Origin of the sequence: Paenarthrobacter sp. NPDC058040 (assembly GCF_042885775.1) — a bacterium.
Taxonomy (GTDB): Bacteria; Actinomycetota; Actinomycetes; order Actinomycetales; family Micrococcaceae; genus Arthrobacter.
On record NZ_JBHVRN010000003.1, the window covers coordinates 230,102 to 248,461 of the forward strand.

Annotated in this window: 12 protein-coding genes; 2 read left to right on the forward strand and 10 right to left on the reverse strand. The window is 62.1% G+C overall.

Annotated features, from left to right (window positions below; genetic code table 11):
- Positions 1 to 135: 135 nt before the first annotated feature.
- From tuf to rpoB, 6 genes are all read right to left on the reverse strand, one after another.
- Positions 136 to 1,326 carry an elongation factor Tu gene (tuf, locus tag ACFVSJ_RS05680; protein WP_224088318.1) on the reverse strand — a complete coding sequence of 397 codons (1,191 nt, stop codon included), beginning with the start codon at positions 1,324 to 1,326 and terminating at the stop codon, positions 136 to 138.
- Between the two features lie 235 nt (positions 1,327 to 1,561).
- Positions 1,562 to 3,676: an elongation factor G gene (gene fusA, locus ACFVSJ_RS05685; RefSeq protein WP_387435066.1), complete on the reverse strand. Its 2,115-nt coding sequence runs from the start codon at positions 3,674 to 3,676 to the stop codon at positions 1,562 to 1,564.
- Between the two features lie 69 nt (positions 3,677 to 3,745).
- A complete protein-coding gene (rpsG, locus tag ACFVSJ_RS05690) occupies positions 3,746 to 4,216 on the reverse strand; it encodes a 30S ribosomal protein S7 (protein WP_021472399.1) in 471 nt (156 codons plus the stop codon).
- A gap of 1 nt (position 4,217) precedes the next feature.
- Entirely contained in the window at positions 4,218 to 4,592 is a 375-nt protein-coding gene (gene rpsL / locus ACFVSJ_RS05695; RefSeq protein WP_009358312.1) for a 30S ribosomal protein S12, read from the reverse strand.
- Positions 4,593 to 5,025: 433 nt separating this feature from the next.
- Positions 5,026 to 8,925, reverse strand: a complete 3,900-nt coding sequence (locus ACFVSJ_RS05700) for a DNA-directed RNA polymerase subunit beta' (protein WP_387435068.1) — start codon at positions 8,923 to 8,925, stop codon at positions 5,026 to 5,028.
- 103 nt (positions 8,926 to 9,028) lie between these two features.
- Positions 9,029 to 12,535: a DNA-directed RNA polymerase subunit beta gene (rpoB, locus tag ACFVSJ_RS05705; RefSeq protein WP_387435070.1), complete on the reverse strand. Its 3,507-nt coding sequence runs from the start codon at positions 12,533 to 12,535 to the stop codon at positions 9,029 to 9,031.
- Between the two features lie 388 nt (positions 12,536 to 12,923).
- Between rpoB and ACFVSJ_RS05710 the strand changes: the two genes are divergently transcribed.
- Together ACFVSJ_RS05710 and ACFVSJ_RS05715 are read left to right on the forward strand one after the other, a co-directional pair.
- Positions 12,924 to 14,123: an acetyl-CoA C-acetyltransferase gene (locus ACFVSJ_RS05710; RefSeq protein WP_387435071.1), complete on the forward strand. Its 1,200-nt coding sequence runs from the start codon at positions 12,924 to 12,926 to the stop codon at positions 14,121 to 14,123.
- Between the two features lie 14 nt (positions 14,124 to 14,137).
- Positions 14,138 to 14,620, forward strand: coding sequence for an aminoacyl-tRNA deacylase (locus tag ACFVSJ_RS05715; RefSeq protein WP_387435073.1), 483 nt, complete (start codon positions 14,138 to 14,140; stop codon positions 14,618 to 14,620).
- Positions 14,621 to 14,738: 118 nt separating this feature from the next.
- On the opposite strand, the gene rplL is transcribed toward ACFVSJ_RS05715, so the two are convergent.
- The 4 genes from rplL to ACFVSJ_RS05735 all read right to left on the reverse strand — a co-directional run bounded on the left by rplL (position 14,739) and on the right by ACFVSJ_RS05735 (position 18,345).
- Positions 14,739 to 15,116, reverse strand: coding sequence for a 50S ribosomal protein L7/L12 (gene rplL, locus ACFVSJ_RS05720; protein WP_387435074.1), 378 nt, complete (start codon positions 15,114 to 15,116; stop codon positions 14,739 to 14,741).
- Positions 15,117 to 15,192: 76 nt separating this feature from the next.
- Positions 15,193 to 15,795 carry a 50S ribosomal protein L10 gene (gene rplJ / locus ACFVSJ_RS05725; RefSeq protein WP_387435075.1) on the reverse strand — a complete coding sequence of 201 codons (603 nt, stop codon included), beginning with the start codon at positions 15,793 to 15,795 and terminating at the stop codon, positions 15,193 to 15,195.
- A gap of 292 nt (positions 15,796 to 16,087) precedes the next feature.
- On the reverse strand, positions 16,088 to 17,257 hold the full coding sequence (locus ACFVSJ_RS05730; RefSeq protein ID WP_387435077.1) for a GNAT family N-acetyltransferase: 1,170 nt from the start codon (positions 17,255 to 17,257) through the stop codon (positions 16,088 to 16,090).
- Positions 17,236 to 18,345 carry a GNAT family N-acetyltransferase gene (locus ACFVSJ_RS05735; RefSeq protein ID WP_387435079.1) on the reverse strand — a complete coding sequence of 370 codons (1,110 nt, stop codon included), beginning with the start codon at positions 18,343 to 18,345 and terminating at the stop codon, positions 17,236 to 17,238. Before ACFVSJ_RS05735 ends, ACFVSJ_RS05730 begins: the two co-directional genes overlap by 22 nt.
- Positions 18,346 to 18,360: the final 15 nt, after the last annotated feature.

Below are 18,360 nucleotides of genomic sequence, written 5' to 3' on the forward strand. Positions count from 1 at the left end.
TGCCCGGGCATGGCGCTGCCCGCATTAATCCAGACGATGGATTAATCATAGCAAAGAAGAACCCCACCGCCGAGGCAGTGGGGTTCTTCTGCGGAAAGCTCCGTAAACGGAAGCTACCCGATCTACAAGCAGAAACTACTTGATGATCTTGGTAACACGTCCCGAACCAACGGTGCGGCCACCTTCACGGATAGCGAAGCCGAGGCCCTCTTCCATAGCGATCGGCTGGATGAGCTCAACGGTCATCTCAGTGTTGTCGCCAGGCATAACCATTTCCGTGCCCTCGGGCAGGGTGATAACGCCGGTAACGTCCGTCGTACGGAAGTAGAACTGCGGGCGGTAGTTCGAGTAGAACGGGTTGTGACGTCCGCCTTCGTCCTTGGAAAGGATGTAGACGTTTGCCTCGAAGTCGGTGTGCGGGGTGATGGAACCCGGCTTGACGACAACCTGGCCACGCTCGACATCGTCGCGCTTGAGGCCACGGAGCAGCAGGCCACAGTTCTCGCCGGCCCATGCTTCGTCGAGCTGCTTGTGGAACATCTCGATACCGGTAACCGTGGTCTTCTGGACCGGGCGGATGCCGACGATCTCAACCTCGGAGTTGATGGCGAGCGTGCCACGCTCGGCGCGGCCCGTAACAACGGTTCCACGGCCGGTGATGGTGAAGACGTCTTCGATCGGCATCAGGAACGGCTTGTCGCGGTCACGTACGGGGTCCGGAACGGACTCGTCGACAGCTGCCATCAGGTCCTGGACGGACTTGACCCAAACCGGGTCGCCTTCCAGAGCCTTCAGACCGGAAACGCGAACAACCGGAGCCTCATCGCCATCGAAGCCCTGCGAGCTCAGGAGCTCACGAACTTCCATTTCGACGAGGTCGAGGAGCTCTTCGTCATCAACCATGTCCGACTTGTTCAGGGCGACCAGCAGGTAGGGAACACCAACCTGGCGGGCGAGCAGAACGTGCTCACGGGTCTGTGCCATCGGACCATCGGTAGCGGCAACCACGAGGATTGCGCCGTCCATCTGGGCAGCACCGGTGATCATGTTCTTGATGTAGTCAGCGTGACCCGGGGCGTCTACGTGTGCGTAGTGGCGCTTCTCGGTCTGGTACTCCACGTGGGAGATGTTGATGGTGATACCGCGCTGGCGCTCTTCCGGAGCAGAGTCGATCGACGCGAAGTCGCGCTGCTCGTTGATGTCCGGGTACTGGTCGTACAGCACCTTGGAAATGGCGGCAGTCAGCGTCGTCTTACCGTGGTCAACGTGACCAATGGTGCCGATGTTGACGTGCGGCTTAGTCCGCTCGAACTTTGCCTTTGCCACAGGTTCCTCCTAGAACGATTTCAAGTGACGTGCTCCTCGGCCGCGCTTTTCGCGGCAGAAACTCTAGCAAGTCTACTTGGGGGCTTGGTTTTGGTGAAATTGCAGATTCAGGAACCAATCTTAGTTCCTGGACTCTGTTCGCGCAGGGGGCCGGGCCACGGTTTTTCGCCGTGGCCCTGCCCCACACGCTTAAGATGCCTTCCCGGAACCGGAATTGCATCCGCTACCGGGGTGATTACTCGCCGCGGGTCTTCTGGATGATCTCGTCGGCTACAGCCTTCGGGACCTCCGCGTAGCTGTTGAACGTCATGGAGTACACAGCGCGGCCCTGGGTCTTCGACCGAAGGTCACCGATGTAGCCGAACATGCCGGACAGCGGAACGTGTGCACGGATAACCTTCACACCGGCTGCGTCCTCCATGGACTGCATCTGGCCGCGACGGGAGTTCAGGTCACCGATCACATCACCCATGTATTCCTCAGGTGTGCGGACCTCAACATCCATCAGCGGTTCAAGCAGGACAGGGTTCGCCTTGCGTGCAGCTTCCTTGAAAGCCATACGTCCGGCGATCTTGAACGCCATTTCCGAGGAGTCAACATCGTGGTACGCGCCGTCAATCAGCGTGGCCTTGATGCCAACAACCGGGTAACCGGCCAGGACGCCGTCGTTAAGCGCATCCTGGATACCGGCGTCAACCGAAGGAATGTACTCGCGGGGAACGCGGCCACCGGTGACCTTGTTCTCGAACTCGTACAGTTCGCCGGAAGAGGTGTCCATCGGCTCGATCGCGATCTGGACCTTCGCGAACTGGCCCGAACCACCGGTCTGCTTCTTGTGCGTGTAGTCGTGACGCTCTACGGCGCGCTTGATGGTTTCGCGGTAGGCAACCTGCGGCTTGCCGACGTTGGCCTCAACCTTGAATTCGCGGCGCATGCGGTCCACCAGGATGTCCAGGTGGAGCTCGCCCATGCCGGCGATGATGGTCTGGCCGGTGTCTTCGTTGAGGGAGACCTGGAAGGTCGGGTCCTCAGCGGAGAGCTTCTGGATGGCCGTGGAGAGCTTCTCCTGGTCACCCTTGGTGTTCGGCTCGATCGCAACCGAGATCACGGGCTCCGGGAAGCTCATGGACTCGAGCACAATCTGCTCGTTGGAATCGCACAGGGTGTCACCGGTGGTGGTGTCCTTGAGGCCGATTGCAGCGTAGATGTGGCCCGCAGTTGCGTCGTCAACGGGCATTTCCTTGTTGGCGTGCATCTGGAAAAGCTTGCCGATGCGCTCCTTCTTGCCCTTGGTGGAGTTGACCACCTGGGCACCGGAATCAATGTGACCGGAGTACACACGGATGAAGGTGAGCTGGCCGAAGAAGGGGTGCGCAGCAATCTTGAACGCGAGAGCGGAGAACGGCTCGTCAGCTGAAGGCTTACGGGTCAGTTCCTTCTCTTCGTCGCGGGGATCGTGACCGATCATCGCCGGAACGTCAAGCGGGTTCGGCAGATAGTCCACAACGGCGTCAAGCATCGGCTGGACACCGCGGTTCTTGAACGCAGAACCACAGAAGACCGGGTAGAGCTCGGAGTTGATGGTCATCTTGCGGATGCCGGCCTTGAGCTCTTCGAGGGAGATTTCTTCACCCTCGAGGTACTTCTCCATGAGTTCCTCGGAAGCCTCGGCAACAGTCTCAACGAGCTGTGCACGGTATTCCTCGGCCTTTTCCTTGAGGTCGGCAGGAATTTCCTGGACCTCGTAGGAAGCGCCCATGGTCACGTCGCCCTTGGCGTCGCCGGGCCAAACCAGCGCGCGCATTTCAAGGAGGTCGACGACGCCAACGAAGTCGTTCTCGGCACCGATCGGCAGCTGCATGACCAGCGGCTTGGCACCAAGGCGGGAAATGATGGTGTCCACGGTGAAGTAGAAGTCAGCGCCGAGCTTGTCCATCTTGTTGACGAAGCAGATACGCGGAACGTTGTACTTGTCAGCCTGGCGCCAAACAGTCTCGGACTGCGGCTCCACGCCTTCCTTGCCGTCGAACACAGCAACTGCACCGTCGAGGACGCGCAGGGAGCGCTCAACCTCAACCGTGAAGTCCACGTGGCCCGGGGTGTCGATGATGTTGATCTGGTTCTTGTTCCAGAAACAGGTCACGGCCGCGGACGTGATGGTGATGCCGCGTTCCTTTTCCTGTTCCATCCAGTCGGTCGTCGAAGCGCCGTCGTGCGTTTCGCCGATCTTGTGGTTCACACCCGTGTAGAACAGGATGCGCTCGGTAGTGGTGGTCTTGCCGGCATCGATGTGGGCCATGATGCCGATGTTGCGGACCTTGTTAAGGTCGGTAAGCACGTCCTGTGCCACGGGGTCTCCCTTTCGGATGGACTACACGTTCGCCGCCGGCTCGGTTGAGCCGGCGGCGTCCGGGAAGTTTTACCAGCGGTAGTGTGCGAAGGCCTTGTTGGACTCGGCCATCTTGTGGGTGTCTTCGCGACGCTTGACAGCGGCACCGAGACCGTTCGAGGCATCCAGGATCTCGTTCTGGAGACGCTCGGTCATCGTCTTTTCGCGGCGGGCCTTGGAGTAGCCCACGAGCCAACGCAGTGCGAGGGCGGTGGAGCGACCCGGCTTGACCTCAACCGGAACCTGGTAGGTGGCGCCACCAACACGGCGGGAGCGCACCTCGAGGGAAGGCTTGACGTTGTCCATGGCCTTCTTCAGGGCTGCGACGGGGTCGCCGCCCGTCTTGGCGCGGGCACCTTCAAGGGCACCGTAAACGATGCGCTCTGCGGTGGACTTCTTGCCGTCGATGAGGACCTTGTTGATCAGCTGGGTGACCAACGGGGAGCCGTAGACGGGATCTGAAACGAGCGGCCGCTTCGGGGCCGGACCCTTGCGAGGCATATTACTTCTTCTCCATCTTTGCGCCGTAGCGGCTGCGGGCCTGCTTGCGGTTCTTGACACCCTGGGTGTCGAGGGCACCGCGGACGATCTTGTAGCGGACACCCGGGAGGTCCTTCACACGACCACCACGGACGAGCACGATGGAGTGCTCCTGCAGGTTGTGGCCAACACCGGGGATGTAGGCGGTAACTTCCACACCACCGTTAAGGCGCACACGTGCAACCTTACGGAGAGCCGAGTTCGGCTTCTTCGGGGTGGTGGTGTAAACGCGGGTGCAAACACCGCGGCGCATCGGGCTGCCCTTCAGCGCGGGAGCCTTGGTCTTGGAGACCTTCGGCGTGCGGCCCTTGCGGACCAGCTGGTTAATCGTAGGCACTTTCGTGTTCTCCGTTGTTTGATCTCTGCCCCCACACACAGGCGCCAGCCTGTGCTCAGTGGGAACTTTGGCGTTGCTCTTGCGGCCGGCCGGAACTCCCGGTAGGCGTGCAAAAGTGCGGCATTCGTTGCGCAAGTTGCCCGCAACCCGGAAACAGACTCCACCCAGCACCATGAGAACAAAACCGAAATGATGCTGCGGCGGCCTTCATCCACTGCCACACAGAACAATTACCAAAAGTCTAGCACGGCTTGATCCGGCACCTTAATCGGGTGTATGGAGGACGACGGCGGCAGGCACGTGCCGCCGTCGTCCTCCACTCCCCCGGGTCGCCGCCTCGAGGCGCGTCATGGGCGCTGCGTTTAACGAGCCAGGCCCCGCACTCAGCAGAGTGCGGGGCCGGGCTGTCAGTCAATGACTACTGCCGGGAATTTCAGCGGAAGTCGTTGCCGAGGTCGTAGTCATCCAGCGGGATGGCGTGGAACTCGGGAGCGCCGTCGCCACCCAGGGCGTCATAGGAGAAGTCGGTGAAAGCGCTGGGGCCCGTGAACAGGCTTGCCTTTGCTTCTTCCGTCGGCTCCACAGTGACCTCCGTGTAGCGGGGCAGGCCCGTACCAGCCGGGATGAGCTTACCGATGATGACGTTTTCCTTGAGGCCGAGCAGAGGATCGCTCTTGCCTTCCATGGCCGCCTGCGTCAGGACGCGGGTGGTCTCCTGGAAGGAAGCTGCCGACAGCCAGGACTCGGTAGCCAAGGAAGCCTTGGTGATACCCATGAGTTCCGGACGGCCGGAAGCCGGTGCCTTGCCCTCGGACACGACGCGGCGGTTCTCGTCCTCGAAGCGGGCGCGCTCTGCCAGCTCACCGGGGAGCAGATCGGAGTCGCCCGACTCGATGACCGTGACGCGGCGCAGCATCTGGCGGACGATGACCTCGACGTGCTTGTCGTGGATGCCGATACCCTGGCTGCGGTACACGCCCTGCACTTCGTCCACGAGGAACTTCTGTGCGGCACGCGGACCCATGATGCGGAGAACCTGCTTCGGGTCCACCGGACCGTTGATCAGCTTCTGGCCGACGCTGACGTGGTCGCCGTCCTCGATGAGGAGGCGGGACCGGCGCAGTACCGGGTAGGCGATCTCTTCGGAGCCATCGTCCGGAGTGATCACCAGGCGCATCTGGCGCTCGGACTCTTCGATGGTGATGCGACCGGCTGCTTCCGCAATCGGTGCCACACCCTTCGGAGTACGGGCTTCGAACAGTTCCTGGATACGGGGCAGACCCTGGGTGATGTCATCGCCACCACCCGCGGAAACAGCACCACCGGTGTGGAACGTACGCATGGTCAGCTGGGTACCGGGTTCACCGATCGACTGTGCGGCGATGATGCCCACGGCCTCGCCGATGTCCACGGTCTTGCCGGTGGCCAGCGAACGGCCGTAGCAGAGTGCACAGGTTCCCACCTTGGACTCACAAGTGAGTACGGAGCGGACCTTGACCTCGGTGACGCCGGCCGCCAGCAGCTGGTCGATGACGACGTCGCCGCAGTCGGTGCCTGCCGGAGCCAGGACGTTGCCCTCGGAGTCGACGACGTCGACGGCCAGGGTACGTGCGTAGGCGCTGTTCTCGACGTTTTCGTCCAGGACCAACTCACCGTTGGAGTCCGGAACGGCAATCGGCGTGACCAGGCCGCGCTCGGTACCGCAGTCCTCTTCGCGGACAATGACGTCCTGCGAGACGTCCACCAGACGACGGGTCAGGTAACCCGAGTTGGCGGTACGGAGAGCGGTATCGGCCAGACCCTTACGGGCACCGTGCGTGGCGATGAAGTATTCCAGCACCGACAGGCCCTCGCGGTAGGAGGACTTGATCGGACGCGGGATGATCTCACCCTTCGGGTTGGCCACAAGACCACGGATACCCGCGATCTGGCGGACCTGCATCCAGTTACCACGTGCACCGGAGGACACCATGCGGTTGATGGTGTTCATCGGGGACAGGCTGTCGCGCATCGCCTGGGCGATCTCGTTGGTGGCCTTGTTCCAGATCTCGATCAGTTCCTGGCGACGCTCGTCGTCGTCGATCAGGCCCTTGTCGTACTGGCCCTGGATCTTTGCAGCCATGTTCTCGTAACCAGCCAGGATGCCCGGCTTGGTGGACGGAACCTCAATGTCCGAGATAGCCACGGTGACGCCCGAACGGGTTGCCCAGTAGAAACCGGCATCCTTCAGGTTGTCCAGCGTTGCGGCGGTGACAACCTTCGGGTAGCGCTCAGCGAGGTCGTTGACGATCCGGGACAGTTCGCCCTTGTCGGCCACAGCCTCAACCCACGGGTAGTCCTCAGGCAGCGTCTGGTTGAAGATGACCTGGCCAAGGGAGGTTTCAACGAGCGCCGGCTGACCGGGCTCCCAACCTTCCGGGGCTTCCCAACCTGCGTAGGGAACGAAGTCCTCCAAGCGGATCTTGACCTGGGAGTTCAGGTGAAGTTCGCGGGCGTCGTAGGCCATGATGGCCTCGGACACCGAGGAGAACACGCGGCCCTCGCCGGCAGAGCCGACGCGCTTGGTGGTCAGGTGGTACAGGCCGATGATCATATCCTGCGAAGGCAGGGTCACCGGACGGCCATCGGACGGCTTCAGGATGTTGTTCGAGGACAGCATCAGGATGCGGGCTTCGGCCTGGGCTTCCGGGCTCAGCGGCAGGTGGACTGCCATCTGGTCGCCGTCGAAGTCAGCGTTGAAGGCGCCACAAACCAGCGGGTGAAGCTGGATTGCCTTGCCTTCCACAAGCTGCGGTTCGAAGGCCTGGATGCCGAGGCGGTGCAGGGTAGGTGCACGGTTGAGCAGCACCGGGTGTTCGGTGATGATCTCTTCCAGCACGTCCCAGACCTGCGGACGGTAACGCTCAACCATGCGCTTGGCCGACTTGATGTTCTGGGCGTGGTTGAGGTCAACCAGGCGCTTCATCACGAACGGCTTGAAGAGCTCCAGTGCCATCTGCTTGGGCAGGCCACACTGGTGCAGCTTCAGCTGCGGGCCGACGACGATGACCGAACGGCCGGAGTAGTCAACACGCTTGCCGAGCAGGTTCTGGCGGAAACGGCCCTGCTTGCCCTTGAGCATGTCGCTCAGGGACTTCAGCGGACGGTTGCCCGGACCGGTGACGGGACGGCCACGACGGCCGTTGTCGAAGAGGCTGTCAACAGCTTCCTGAAGCATGCGCTTCTCGTTGTTGACGATGATCTCCGGCGCGCCGAGGTCAAGCAGTCGCTTGAGTCGGTTGTTGCGGTTGATCACACGGCGGTAGAGGTCGTTGAGGTCGGAGGTCGCGAAGCGGCCACCGTCCAGCTGGACCATCGGGCGCAGTTCCGGCGGGATCACCGGGACGGCGTCGAGAACCATGCCGAGCGGGCTGTTGTTGGTGGTCAGGAATGCGTTGACAACCTTGAGCCGCTTGAGCGCACGGGTCTTGCGCTGGCCCTTGCCGTTCTGGATGGTGTCGCGCAGGGACTCGGCCTCAGCCTGCATGTCGAAGGTTTCGAGGCGCTTCTTGATGGCCTCTGCACCCATGGAGCCCTCGAAGTACATGCCGTAGCGGTCACGCAGTTCGCGGTACAGGCCTTCGTCGCCTTCGAGGTCGGCAACCTTGAGGTTCTTGAAACGGTCCCAGACCTGCTCAAGGCGCTCGATGTCGGCGTCGGCACGCTTGCGCACGTTCGCCATCTGGCGGTCGGCGGAGTCGCGGGCCTTCTTCTTGTCCGCACCCTTGGCACCTTCGCCTTCAAGACGGGCAAGCTCGTCTTCAAGGTCGCGGGCGATCTGGGCGATGTCGCTGTCGCGGTTGTCCACCATCTGCTTCTTCTCGAGGTCATGCTCGACCTGGAGGTTGGGCAGTTCAGCGTGGCGGTTTTCCTCGTCAACGCTGGTGATCATGTAGGCAGCGAAGTAGATGACCTTTTCGAGGTCCTTCGGAGCCAGGTCCAGGAGGTAGCCAAGGCGCGACGGAACGCCCTTGAAGTACCAGATGTGGGTTACGGGAGCGGCCAGCTCGATGTGGCCCATGCGCTCACGGCGTACCTTGGCGCGGGTGACTTCGACGCCACAACGCTCACAGATGATGCCCTTGAAGCGGACACGCTTGTACTTGCCGCAGTAGCATTCCCAGTCGCGGGAAGGTCCGAAGATCTTCTCGCAGAAAAGACCGTCCTTCTCAGGCTTGAGAGTGCGGTAGTTGATGGTTTCCGGCTTCTTGACCTCACCGTAAGACCAACCACGGATGTCTTCCGCGGTGGCGAGGCCGATCTGCATGAGGCCGAAGGAGGATTCGCTGGACATGTGGTCCCTGTTCTCTCTTGTTCTCTAAATTCTGAAGTCTTGGTTACGGAAAGAGGGAGCTGCCCAGCAGGCGGCCTTTTGGCGCCGCCTGCCGGAACGGCTGCTAGACCTCTTCTACGGAACTGGGCTCTGCACGAGACAGATCGATGCCCAGTTCCTCCGCAGCCGTGAAGACTGCGTCATCAGAGTCACGCATTTCGATCGTGGTGCCGTCCGTGGAAAGGACTTCCACGTTCAGGCACAACGACTGCATTTCCTTGATCAAGACCTTGAAGGACTCGGGAACGCCAGGCTCAGGGATGTTCTCGCCCTTGACGATGGCTTCGTAGACCTTCACGCGGCCGTGGATGTCATCCGACTTGATCGTGAGGAGTTCCTGAAGGGTGTAGGCGGCGCCGTAAGCTTCGAGCGCCCACACTTCCATTTCACCGAAGCGCTGGCCACCGAACTGTGCCTTACCACCCAGCGGCTGCTGCGTGATCATGGAGTACGGACCGGTGGAGCGTGCGTGGATCTTGTCGTCCACCAGGTGGTGGAGCTTCAGGATGTACATGTAACCGACCGAGATGGGATCCGGGAACGGCTCGCCGGAGCGGCCGTCGAACAGACGGGTCTTTCCGGAGGAGTCGATCAGGCGGTCGCCATCGCGCGTCACGTTGGTGGAATCGAGCAGGCCCGTGATTTCTTCTTCGCGGGCACCGTCGAACACCGGGGTGGCAACGGTGGTCTGGCCGGTTTCACGGGGCAGGTTCGGGAGGTTCTTGACCCACTCCGGCTCGCCCTCGATCTTCCAACCGGTCTTGGCTACCCAACCGAGGTGGGTTTCCAGGACCTGTCCAACGTTCATACGGCCCGGAACACCAAGCGGGTTCAGGACGATGTCCACCGGGGTACCGTCTGCAAGGAAGGGCATGTCCTCGACCGGAAGGATCTTGGAGATAACACCCTTGTTGCCGTGACGGCCGGCGAGCTTGTCGCCGTCGGTGATCTTGCGCTTGGCTGCAACGTAGACGCGGACCAGCTGGTTCACGCCCGGGGGCAGTTCGTCGTCGTTGTCGCGGTCGAAGACGCGTACGCCGATGACCGTACCGGACTCGCCGTGGGGAACCTTCAAGGAGGTGTCGCGGACTTCGCGGGACTTCTCGCCGAAGATGGCGCGGAGCAGGCGCTCTTCCGGAGTCAGTTCGGTTTCACCCTTAGGGGTGACCTTTCCGACCAGGATGTCGCCGGCTTCGACCTCGGCACCGATGTGGATGATGCCACGCTCGTCCAGTCCTGCGAGGACTTCCTCGGACACGTTCGGGATGTCACGGGTGATTTCCTCGGCACCAAGCTTGGTGTCGCGGGCATCGATCTCGTGCTCTTCGATGTGGATGGAGGAAAGGACGTCCTCGGCAACAATGCGCTGCGAAAGGATGATGGCGTCCTCGAAGTTGTGGCCTTCCCATGACATGAATGCCACGAGCAGGTTCTTACCGAGGGCGAGTTCACCCTGGTCCGTTGCGGGACCGTCAGCGATGATGCCGCCAACTTCCAGGCGCTGGCCATCGTTGACCAGGACACGGTGGTTGTAGCAGTTGCCCTGGTTGGAGCGGGCGAACTTGTTGATGCGGTAGTTGGTCTCCGTGCCGTCGTCATTGAGCATGACAACCAGCTCGGCGGAAACCTCGGTGACCACACCGGCCTTCTTCGCGATGACAACGTCACCGGCGTCGACTGCTGCGGCGCGCTCCATGCCGGTGCCCACGAACGGAGCCTCGGAACGGACCAGCGGCACAGCCTGGCGCTGCATGTTGGCACCCATGAGTGCTCGGTTGGCGTCGTCGTGCTCGAGGAACGGGATCAGGGCCGTTGCCACGGACACCATCTGGCGCGGGGAAACGTCCATGAACTGAACGTCGGCAGCGGGCACCAGGACGGGCTCGCCTCCACCACCACGTGCACGGACAAGGACGGTCTCTTCGGAGAAGCGCTTGTCAGCATCCAGCGGAGCGTTGGCCTGCGCGATCAGGACCTCTGCTTCGTCGTCGGCCGTCAGGTATTCGACGTCGTCCGACACAACACCGTTGGAAACCTTGCGGTACGGCGTCTCGATGAAGCCGAACGGGTTGATGCGGCCGTAGGAAGCCAACGAACCGATCAGACCAATGTTCGGGCCTTCAGGAGTTTCGATGGGGCACATACGTCCGTAGTGGGACGGGTGCACGTCACGGACTTCCATGCCGGCGCGGTCACGGGACAGACCACCCGGGCCAAGGGCCGAGAGACGGCGCTTGTGGGTAAGACCCGAGAGCGGGTTGTTCTGGTCCATGAACTGCGACAGCTGGGACGTTCCGAAGAACTCCTTGATGGCTGCGACAACCGGGCGGATGTTGATCAGGGTCTGCGGGGTGATCGCTTCGACGTCCTGCGTGGTCATGCGTTCGCGGACGACGCGCTCCATGCGGGAGAGGCCGGTGCGGACCTGGTTCTCGATCAGTTCGCCCACGGCGCGGATGCGACGGTTGCCGAAGTGGTCGATGTCATCGATCTCGACGCGGAGCTCGTGGTCTTCGCCATCGCGCTTGCCCATGATGGTCTTCTCGCCGGCGTGCAGCGCAACGAGGAACTTGATCATGGCAACGATGTCTTCAACGTGCAGGACCGAAGCTTCCTTGTCGCCAAGGGAGCGGTCGATGCCAAGCTTGCGGTTGATCTTGTAACGGCCAACCTTGGCGAGGTCGTAGCGCTTCGGGTTGAAGTACAGGTTGTCCAGCAGCGACTGTGCAGCCTCGACTGTGGGCGGCTCGCCCGGGCGAAGCTTGCGGTAGATGTCCAGAAGGGCGTCTTCGCGGGTTTCGGTGGCGTCCTTCTCCAGCGTTGCGCGCATGGAGTCGTACTGGCCGAACTCTTCCAGGATCTGGCCTTCGGTCCAGCCGAGGGCCTTGAGCAGAACGGTGACGGACTGCTTGCGCTTGCGGTCGAGGCGGACGCCGACCTGGTCGCGCTTGTCGATTTCGAGCTCGAACCAAGCACCACGCGAAGGGATGATCTTCGCGGTGAAGATGTCCTTGTCGCTGGTCTTGTCAGCAGCGCGCTCGAAGTAGGCACCCGGCGAACGGACCAGCTGGGAAACAACAACACGCTCGGTGCCGTTGACCACGAAGGTTCCCTTTTCGGTCATGAGCGGGAAGTCGCCCATGAACACGGTCTGCTGCTTGATTTCGCCCGTGTTGTTGTTCATGAACTCGGCCTTGACGTACAAGGGAGCCGAGTAGGTGGCGTCACGGTCTTTGCATTCGGCCATGGTGTACTTCGGGTCAGCGAACTCCGGCTCGGAGAAGCTCAGGGACATGGTGCCCTGGAAGTCCTCAATCGGGGAGATCTCTTCGAAGATGTCAGCAAGTCCGGAGGTGGTGGCGACGCTGAGGTCACCTTCCTCCACGGCCTTCGCTACCCGCGCCTGCCAGCGTTCGTTTCCGACCAGCCAGTCAAAACTGTCTGTCTGCAGGGCGAGAAGATTCGGAACATCAAGGGGTTCGTGAATCTTTGCGAATGAGAGGCGGCGGGTGGCACCATCGGTGCTTGCCGTGTTAGCGGTTTCGTTATTAGAGGTGCTCGAGGCGACCAAGAGGGATCCTTCCACAGACCTTCAGGCGTTTTCAGATCTCCCCCGTTTGCATCCTGCGGAGTGCTCCGCGGGATACTTAATCCGGTTCCGCTATATGACCCGGACCCAGCCCTGCAAAGGCATTCGCACGCTATGGACGGCATGCCAATTGACGCAGCTGAGAGGTAAAGCCCACCGCTATATGAAGGCTGAAGGTTAACAGGGAAGACGCAAATATCTACAATACGGCAAAGCAGCCTTCCTGTCTACCCCAGATCGTCCGTGATTGCAAGCACCGTTGCTGCAGGCACCTAAGACGTGGAATGCAGGACCCCCAACAATCGTTGGAACAGATGCGGCCACCCCGCGATAGCCTTGCAGTAAATACCGCCGGACTGGAAGAGAGACCATGACCACCTCCGCTGACGACAATGACGTTGTCATCCTTGCCGCTTCCCGCACACCGCAGGGCCGCCTGAACGGGCAGCTGGCGGGCTTTACCGCCGTCGATCTTGGCGCCCATGCCATCGCAGCCGCGCTGGCAACCAGCGGCGTCAAAGCCGAGCAGGTGGACGCCGTCATCATGGGCCAAGTGCTGCAGGCGGGCGCGGGCCAGAACCCGGCCCGGCAGAGCGCCATCGCAGCCGGCGTCGGCTGGAACATCCCGGCCGTGACCATCAACAAGGTCTGCCTGTCCGGGCTCACGGCCGTCATTGACGCAGCCCGGATGATCCGCAGCGGTGATGCCACGGTGGTGGTCGCCGGCGGACAGGAGTCCATGACACGTGCTCCCCACCTGCTGCCCGGTTCACGCCAAGGCTGGACCTACGGCTCCATCCAGGCCCTGGATGTGGCCGCCCACGACGGCCTCACGGATGCCTTCGACGGGCAATCCATGGGACTCTCCACTGAATCCAAGAACGTAACGCTCGGCATTGACCGCCGCGCACAGGACGAGGTGGCTGCAGCTTCCCACCAACGCGCCGCCGCCGCGGCTGCGGACGGAATTTTCGACGTCGAAATCGCCCCGGTGAGCGTCAAGCAGCGCAAGGGAGATCCGCTGGTCCTCACCACGGACGAAGGCATCCGACCCAGCACAACGCTTGAAACCCTGGCCCCGCTGAAGGCGGCCTTCGCCACGGATGGCACCATCACCGCCGGCAACTCCTCCCCGCTTTCCGACGGCGCATCCGCACTGGTGCTGACCAGTCGCCGCTTTGCCAAGGACAACGGGCTGGACTACCTCGCCGTTGTGGGAAAGCCGGGCCAGGTGGCCGGCCCTGACAATTCGCTCCACTCGCAACCATCCAACGCGATCGCGCAGGCACTGAAAAAGGCCGGCTGGACCGCGGAGGACCTCGACTTCATCGAGATCAACGAGGCCTTTGGATCGGTCGCAGTCCAGTCGCTGAAGGACCTCCGGTACCCGCTGGAGAAGTGCAACATCCACGGCGGCGCCATCGCCCTGGGCCACCCCATCGGTGCGTCCGGTGCACGCCTGGCCCTGCATGCCGCCCACGAGCTCCAGCGCCGGGGAACCGGCAAGGCTGCGGTGTCCCTCTGCGGCGGTGGCGGCCAGGGTGAAGCCCTCCTCCTCTACCGCGACTGACGGGAAACTGACGCATGCCTGAGGTGGAAATGGACGGAGCCCAACGGTTCCTCGAGGATGCCGCCGCGCGCGGACTGGACGTTGACGTCGTCGAACGTCCTGCCGCCCGCAGCCTTGAAGAGGCGGCCGGCATCCTGGGCATCAGCCCCGGCGACATCGTCAAGTCCCTGGTGGTCAAGCACCGGGACGGCAGCTTCCTGTTCGCCTTGATCCCCGGTGACCGGCAGATCTCCTGGCCCAAGTTGCGGGCGCTGGTGGGCGTCAACAAACTGTCCTTGCCGCACGCAGACGTGGCCCTGGCCGCAACCGGTTACGAGCGGGGAACCATCACTCCCCTCGGCAGCACCACGGCATGGCCGGTCTACGCGGACGCCACCATCACGGGCCGCCGGATTTCCATGGGCGCCGGGGCGCACGGCCGCAGCGCTTTCGTCGACGCCGACGCCCTGACATCCGCCCTGGGTGCCGTGGTAGCGGACATCAGCGAACCCAACTAGGTCGCATTTGTGCGCGTTTTCAGCGGTCAGAACGCGCACAAATGCGACCCAGTTGGGTGATTAAACAGCAGGAAGCCCCGCCCGGCGAACCGGACGGGGCTTCCCCAAGCAGAACGAGTTACTTGATGGTAACCGTTGCGCCAGCTTCTTCGAGCTGAGCCTTTGCCTTCTCTGCGGCTTCCTTGTTGGCGCCTTCGAGAACAGCCTTCGGTGCACCGTCAACCAGGTCCTTGGCTTCCTTGAGGCCGAGGGAGGTGATGGCGCGAACTTCCTTGATCACTGCGATCTTCTTGTCGCCAGCAGCTTCGAGGATGACGTCGAATTCGGTCTTCTCTTCAGCAGCTTCAGCGGCACCGCCGGCAGCGGGGCCAGCAACTGCAACAGCAGCAGCCGTAACTTCGAAGGTCTCTTCGAAGAGCTTGACGAACTCGGAGAGCTCGATGATGGTCAGTTCCTTGAAAGCTTCAATGAGCTCTTCGTTGCTGAGCTTCGCCATGGTGGCGTCCTTCCATTAAGTGGTGCTGATCCGGACCGTGGAGGTCCATGCACCGGAGTTTGATTGGGGGGAGAACTTAGTTCTCTTCGGTTGCGGCTTCGGCGGCAGCCGGTGCTTCTTCAGCAGCCGGAGCTTCCTCTGCAGCAGCCTCTTCGGCGGCCGGTGCTTCTTCAGCGGCCGGAGCAGGTGCGCCGCCCTCTTCTTCAAGCTTGAGGCGCAGGGCATCGATGATGCGTGCAGCAGCGGATGCAGGAGCCTTGAGGACACCGGCAACACGTGCAAGCTGGAACTCGCGGGACTCAAGGGCAGCCAGTGCGGCGACACCCTCGGAGTCAAGTGCCTTGCCTTCGAACAGACCGGTCTTGATGACCAGCTGCTTGTTGGCCTTGGCAAAGTCCGTAAGGCTCTTTGCAGCAGCAACGGCGTCGCCCTTGATGAAGGCGATCGCAGTGGGGCCGGAGAGCTGACCGTCGAATGCATCGACACCAGCTTCCTTGGCTGCGATGGCGCTCAGGGTGTTCTTGACGACCGAGAACTTGGTGTCCTGGCCGAGAGCAACACGGAGTTCCTTGAGCTGCGCAACAGAGAGCCCACGGTATTCGGTCAGGACAGCCGCGGTCGATTCCTTGAAATCGTTGGTGATCTCAGCAACTGCGGAGACCTTGCTAGGCGTTGTCATAACCCTCCTTCCGGGGAATAAAGCCGGCCTTCCGGGTCCCCGCTCACGAGAGCTAAAACTAAAAACGCCCCGCGCAGATGCACGGGGCTTGGCTCAACACAGCTTCACTGTGGAGACTCAACTCGTTCACCTGCGTTGGCCGCCCTATGTCAGGGTCCTTCGTCAAGGAATTCACCTGGTTCTCACGGGCGTGGCTACAGAGTTGAGCTGCGCTCGAAAGGGTGGATTCCCATCAACCGACGGTCTTTGGTACTTCAAGGTTACGGGAGAGTGCTCGGCAAACCAAATCGGGCTACTCCGACGAGGTGACTTTCGGTCCCCTGTCCGGAAGCTCCTTCTGCCACAAGCCAGTGACTCCGGCCGTGGTGAAGCCCAGCTGCTTGTTCACGGTCAGGAGGTACCGGTTCTCCGGCGCGTTCCAGGTGTAAATCACCCGGGCGTCCGGGAACTGTTCGCTAAGGCGTTCCATATTGGCCACCTTGATGAGCAGGCCCAGCTTGTTTCCGCGGTGTTCCTGCAACACCAGCGTGTCGTCCTGGAACACCACATCCTGCCGGTGCGCCAGGACGCTGATGGTTGTCAGGCCCACCAGCCGCCCTGACGCGAGATGTTCGACGGCGGTCACCACCGTGCGTCGTCCCTGCGCCAATGCGGCATCTTCGGTTTCGCGCAGCACGCCGACGTCGAAGACCATTCCCGGAGCGCCGGCGGCGGAGTCCGGTTCCTCGTCTTCGCCGTGGACTACCTCACCGGCCGCATTCTCGAGCTCCGCAACTGCCTCCAGCCAGGCAGGCGGGCAACGGTCCGTCCAGTGGTGCAAAGCGTAGCGGCCGGCATTGGCTTCCTCTGCTTCAGCCTGGAGATCTGCCACAAGCTTGGTGTCCAGAGGCAGGATGCAGGAGCTGAACTGCTCAATGTGTTGCAGGGTGTATCCAGCGCGTTGGGCAAAATCCACTTCCCGGCTGCTCACCGGAACAAATCCCGGACCGCTGCCGGGGATCAGTTGGTCCTCGGGGATCTCGGTGAGCGACGTCGCCGGATGGTTGGTGTCCACCAGGATCATGGTGCGACCCTCTGCCCGGGCCAGTTGTTCGGCAGCTTCCAGGAGCTGACGGCCAACGCCTTGCCTCTGGTACTCGGGAAGGATGTCCAGGGTGAACTCGGCGAGGTCCATGTTGTCCATCAAGGGAAGTGCGATGTCCACCGTGCCCACGATCTCACCGTCGACCTTGGCCACCAGGATGATTTGGCGTTCATAGGGGTCGGCGAACTCCAGTAGTTTCTCCAGGGGCGTGTACGCGAGGTCGTCGCTCCCCCACGTCTGCATGCGGACCCGCCGGCCTACTTCCACCGCGTCCAGGAAATCCTTGGCATCGGGGCTGTCCAGCTTGTCCGGCACCCACACCTGCTCGACCTGAACGGTCTTCGCCTCGTCTACAGTCATCCCAGCCGTTTCTGCCATTTGCCTTCAAAGCCGGAAGGCTTGAATCCCAGGGCGATATTAATGGCCAGCATATGCCGGTTTTCACTGGCGTTCCATGTCATGACCGATGTGGCGTCCGGCCACGCCGTGCCGGCTTGACGGAGATTGGCGATCTTCACCAGCATGCCAAGCCGGTGTCCTCGGTGGCCGGGCGCAACCAGCGTGTCCTCCTGATAGACAACCGCAGGTGCGGAATCACGATGGATCAGCACCGTGTACGCCGCCAATTCCCCAGTGCCATCCTGCCGGGCAACAGCCACCATCGCGTCGATGCCGCTGGCCCGCCATGTCGCTTCCTCCTGGCGGACACGCGCGGGGTCCCAATACTCGCCTTCCCAGCCAAGTCCGGCGATGGGAACCTCGGTGCTCATCAGGCTCTTCAACGTGGCAAACGCGTGCACAAGCTCCTCCGGGCAGCTGCCCCGCCAGGCAACCACGCCGTACCCGGCAGCATGCGGCAGGGTCTGCGACTCGAGACTGGCCAGGAGTTCCTGGTCCGGAGGCAGCGCGAGAGTGCTGTTGCTCTCCACCTGTTCCAGTGAATAGCCGTGGTGCAGGGCAAAACGGGTCGAGGCGGTGCCCAAAGGCACTCCACCGCTTCCCGACTTCGCCTCCAACAGCGGAGCGCCCCCAAGAACAGGCGCTATGGGTTCACCGCAGTATGCGTCGAAAGATACGCGGCCCCGGGCGCTGGCCGCGCTTTCCAGATGCTCGAGGATGGCCGTCCCGATGCCTTGTCTCCGGAAAGCGGCGTCCACCAGAACGTCCACCCCCGCCGTCGTCGTATTTTCGCTCAACGGAAGCGTCAAGGTGCCGCTGCCTACCACCACGCCGTTGAGCCGTGCGAGGTACACGTGCCGCTCCTCGTACTCGTTGCCCAGCCAGAACATGACGTCCTCGGGCAAGGTGGGCGCCCGGTCGGCGTTCCCCCACAGGGCGACTTCGTGGGCAACGCGCATCCGGTGAAACGTCAAGAAGTCCGTGGACACGTCAGCGTCCGGGCCTTCGGGAACGCGGATGCGTTCCAGGGTCGGCTGGCTGTTATGGGAAGCGTTCGACGCCGTCACGCCCCACAGCCTATG

Excerpts from the sequence above, each read along its gene's own strand:
- ACFVSJ_RS05710 (WP_387435071.1), top strand. The coding sequence starts at position 12,924 with ATGACCACCTCCGCTGACGACAATGACGTTGTCATCCTTGCCGCTTCC.
- rplJ (WP_387435075.1), bottom strand. The coding sequence starts at position 15,795 with ATGACAACGCCTAGCAAGGTCTCCGCAGTTGCTGAGATCACCAACGAT.
- rpsG (WP_021472399.1), bottom strand. The coding sequence starts at position 4,216 with ATGCCTCGCAAGGGTCCGGCCCCGAAGCGGCCGCTCGTTTCAGATCCC.
- rplL (WP_387435074.1), bottom strand. The coding sequence starts at position 15,116 with ATGGCGAAGCTCAGCAACGAAGAGCTCATTGAAGCTTTCAAGGAACTG.
- ACFVSJ_RS05715 (WP_387435073.1), top strand. The coding sequence starts at position 14,138 with ATGCCTGAGGTGGAAATGGACGGAGCCCAACGGTTCCTCGAGGATGCC.
- ACFVSJ_RS05730 (WP_387435077.1), bottom strand. The coding sequence starts at position 17,257 with ATGGCAGAAACGGCTGGGATGACTGTAGACGAGGCGAAGACCGTTCAG.
- ACFVSJ_RS05700 (WP_387435068.1), bottom strand. The coding sequence starts at position 8,925 with ATGTCCAGCGAATCCTCCTTCGGCCTCATGCAGATCGGCCTCGCCACC.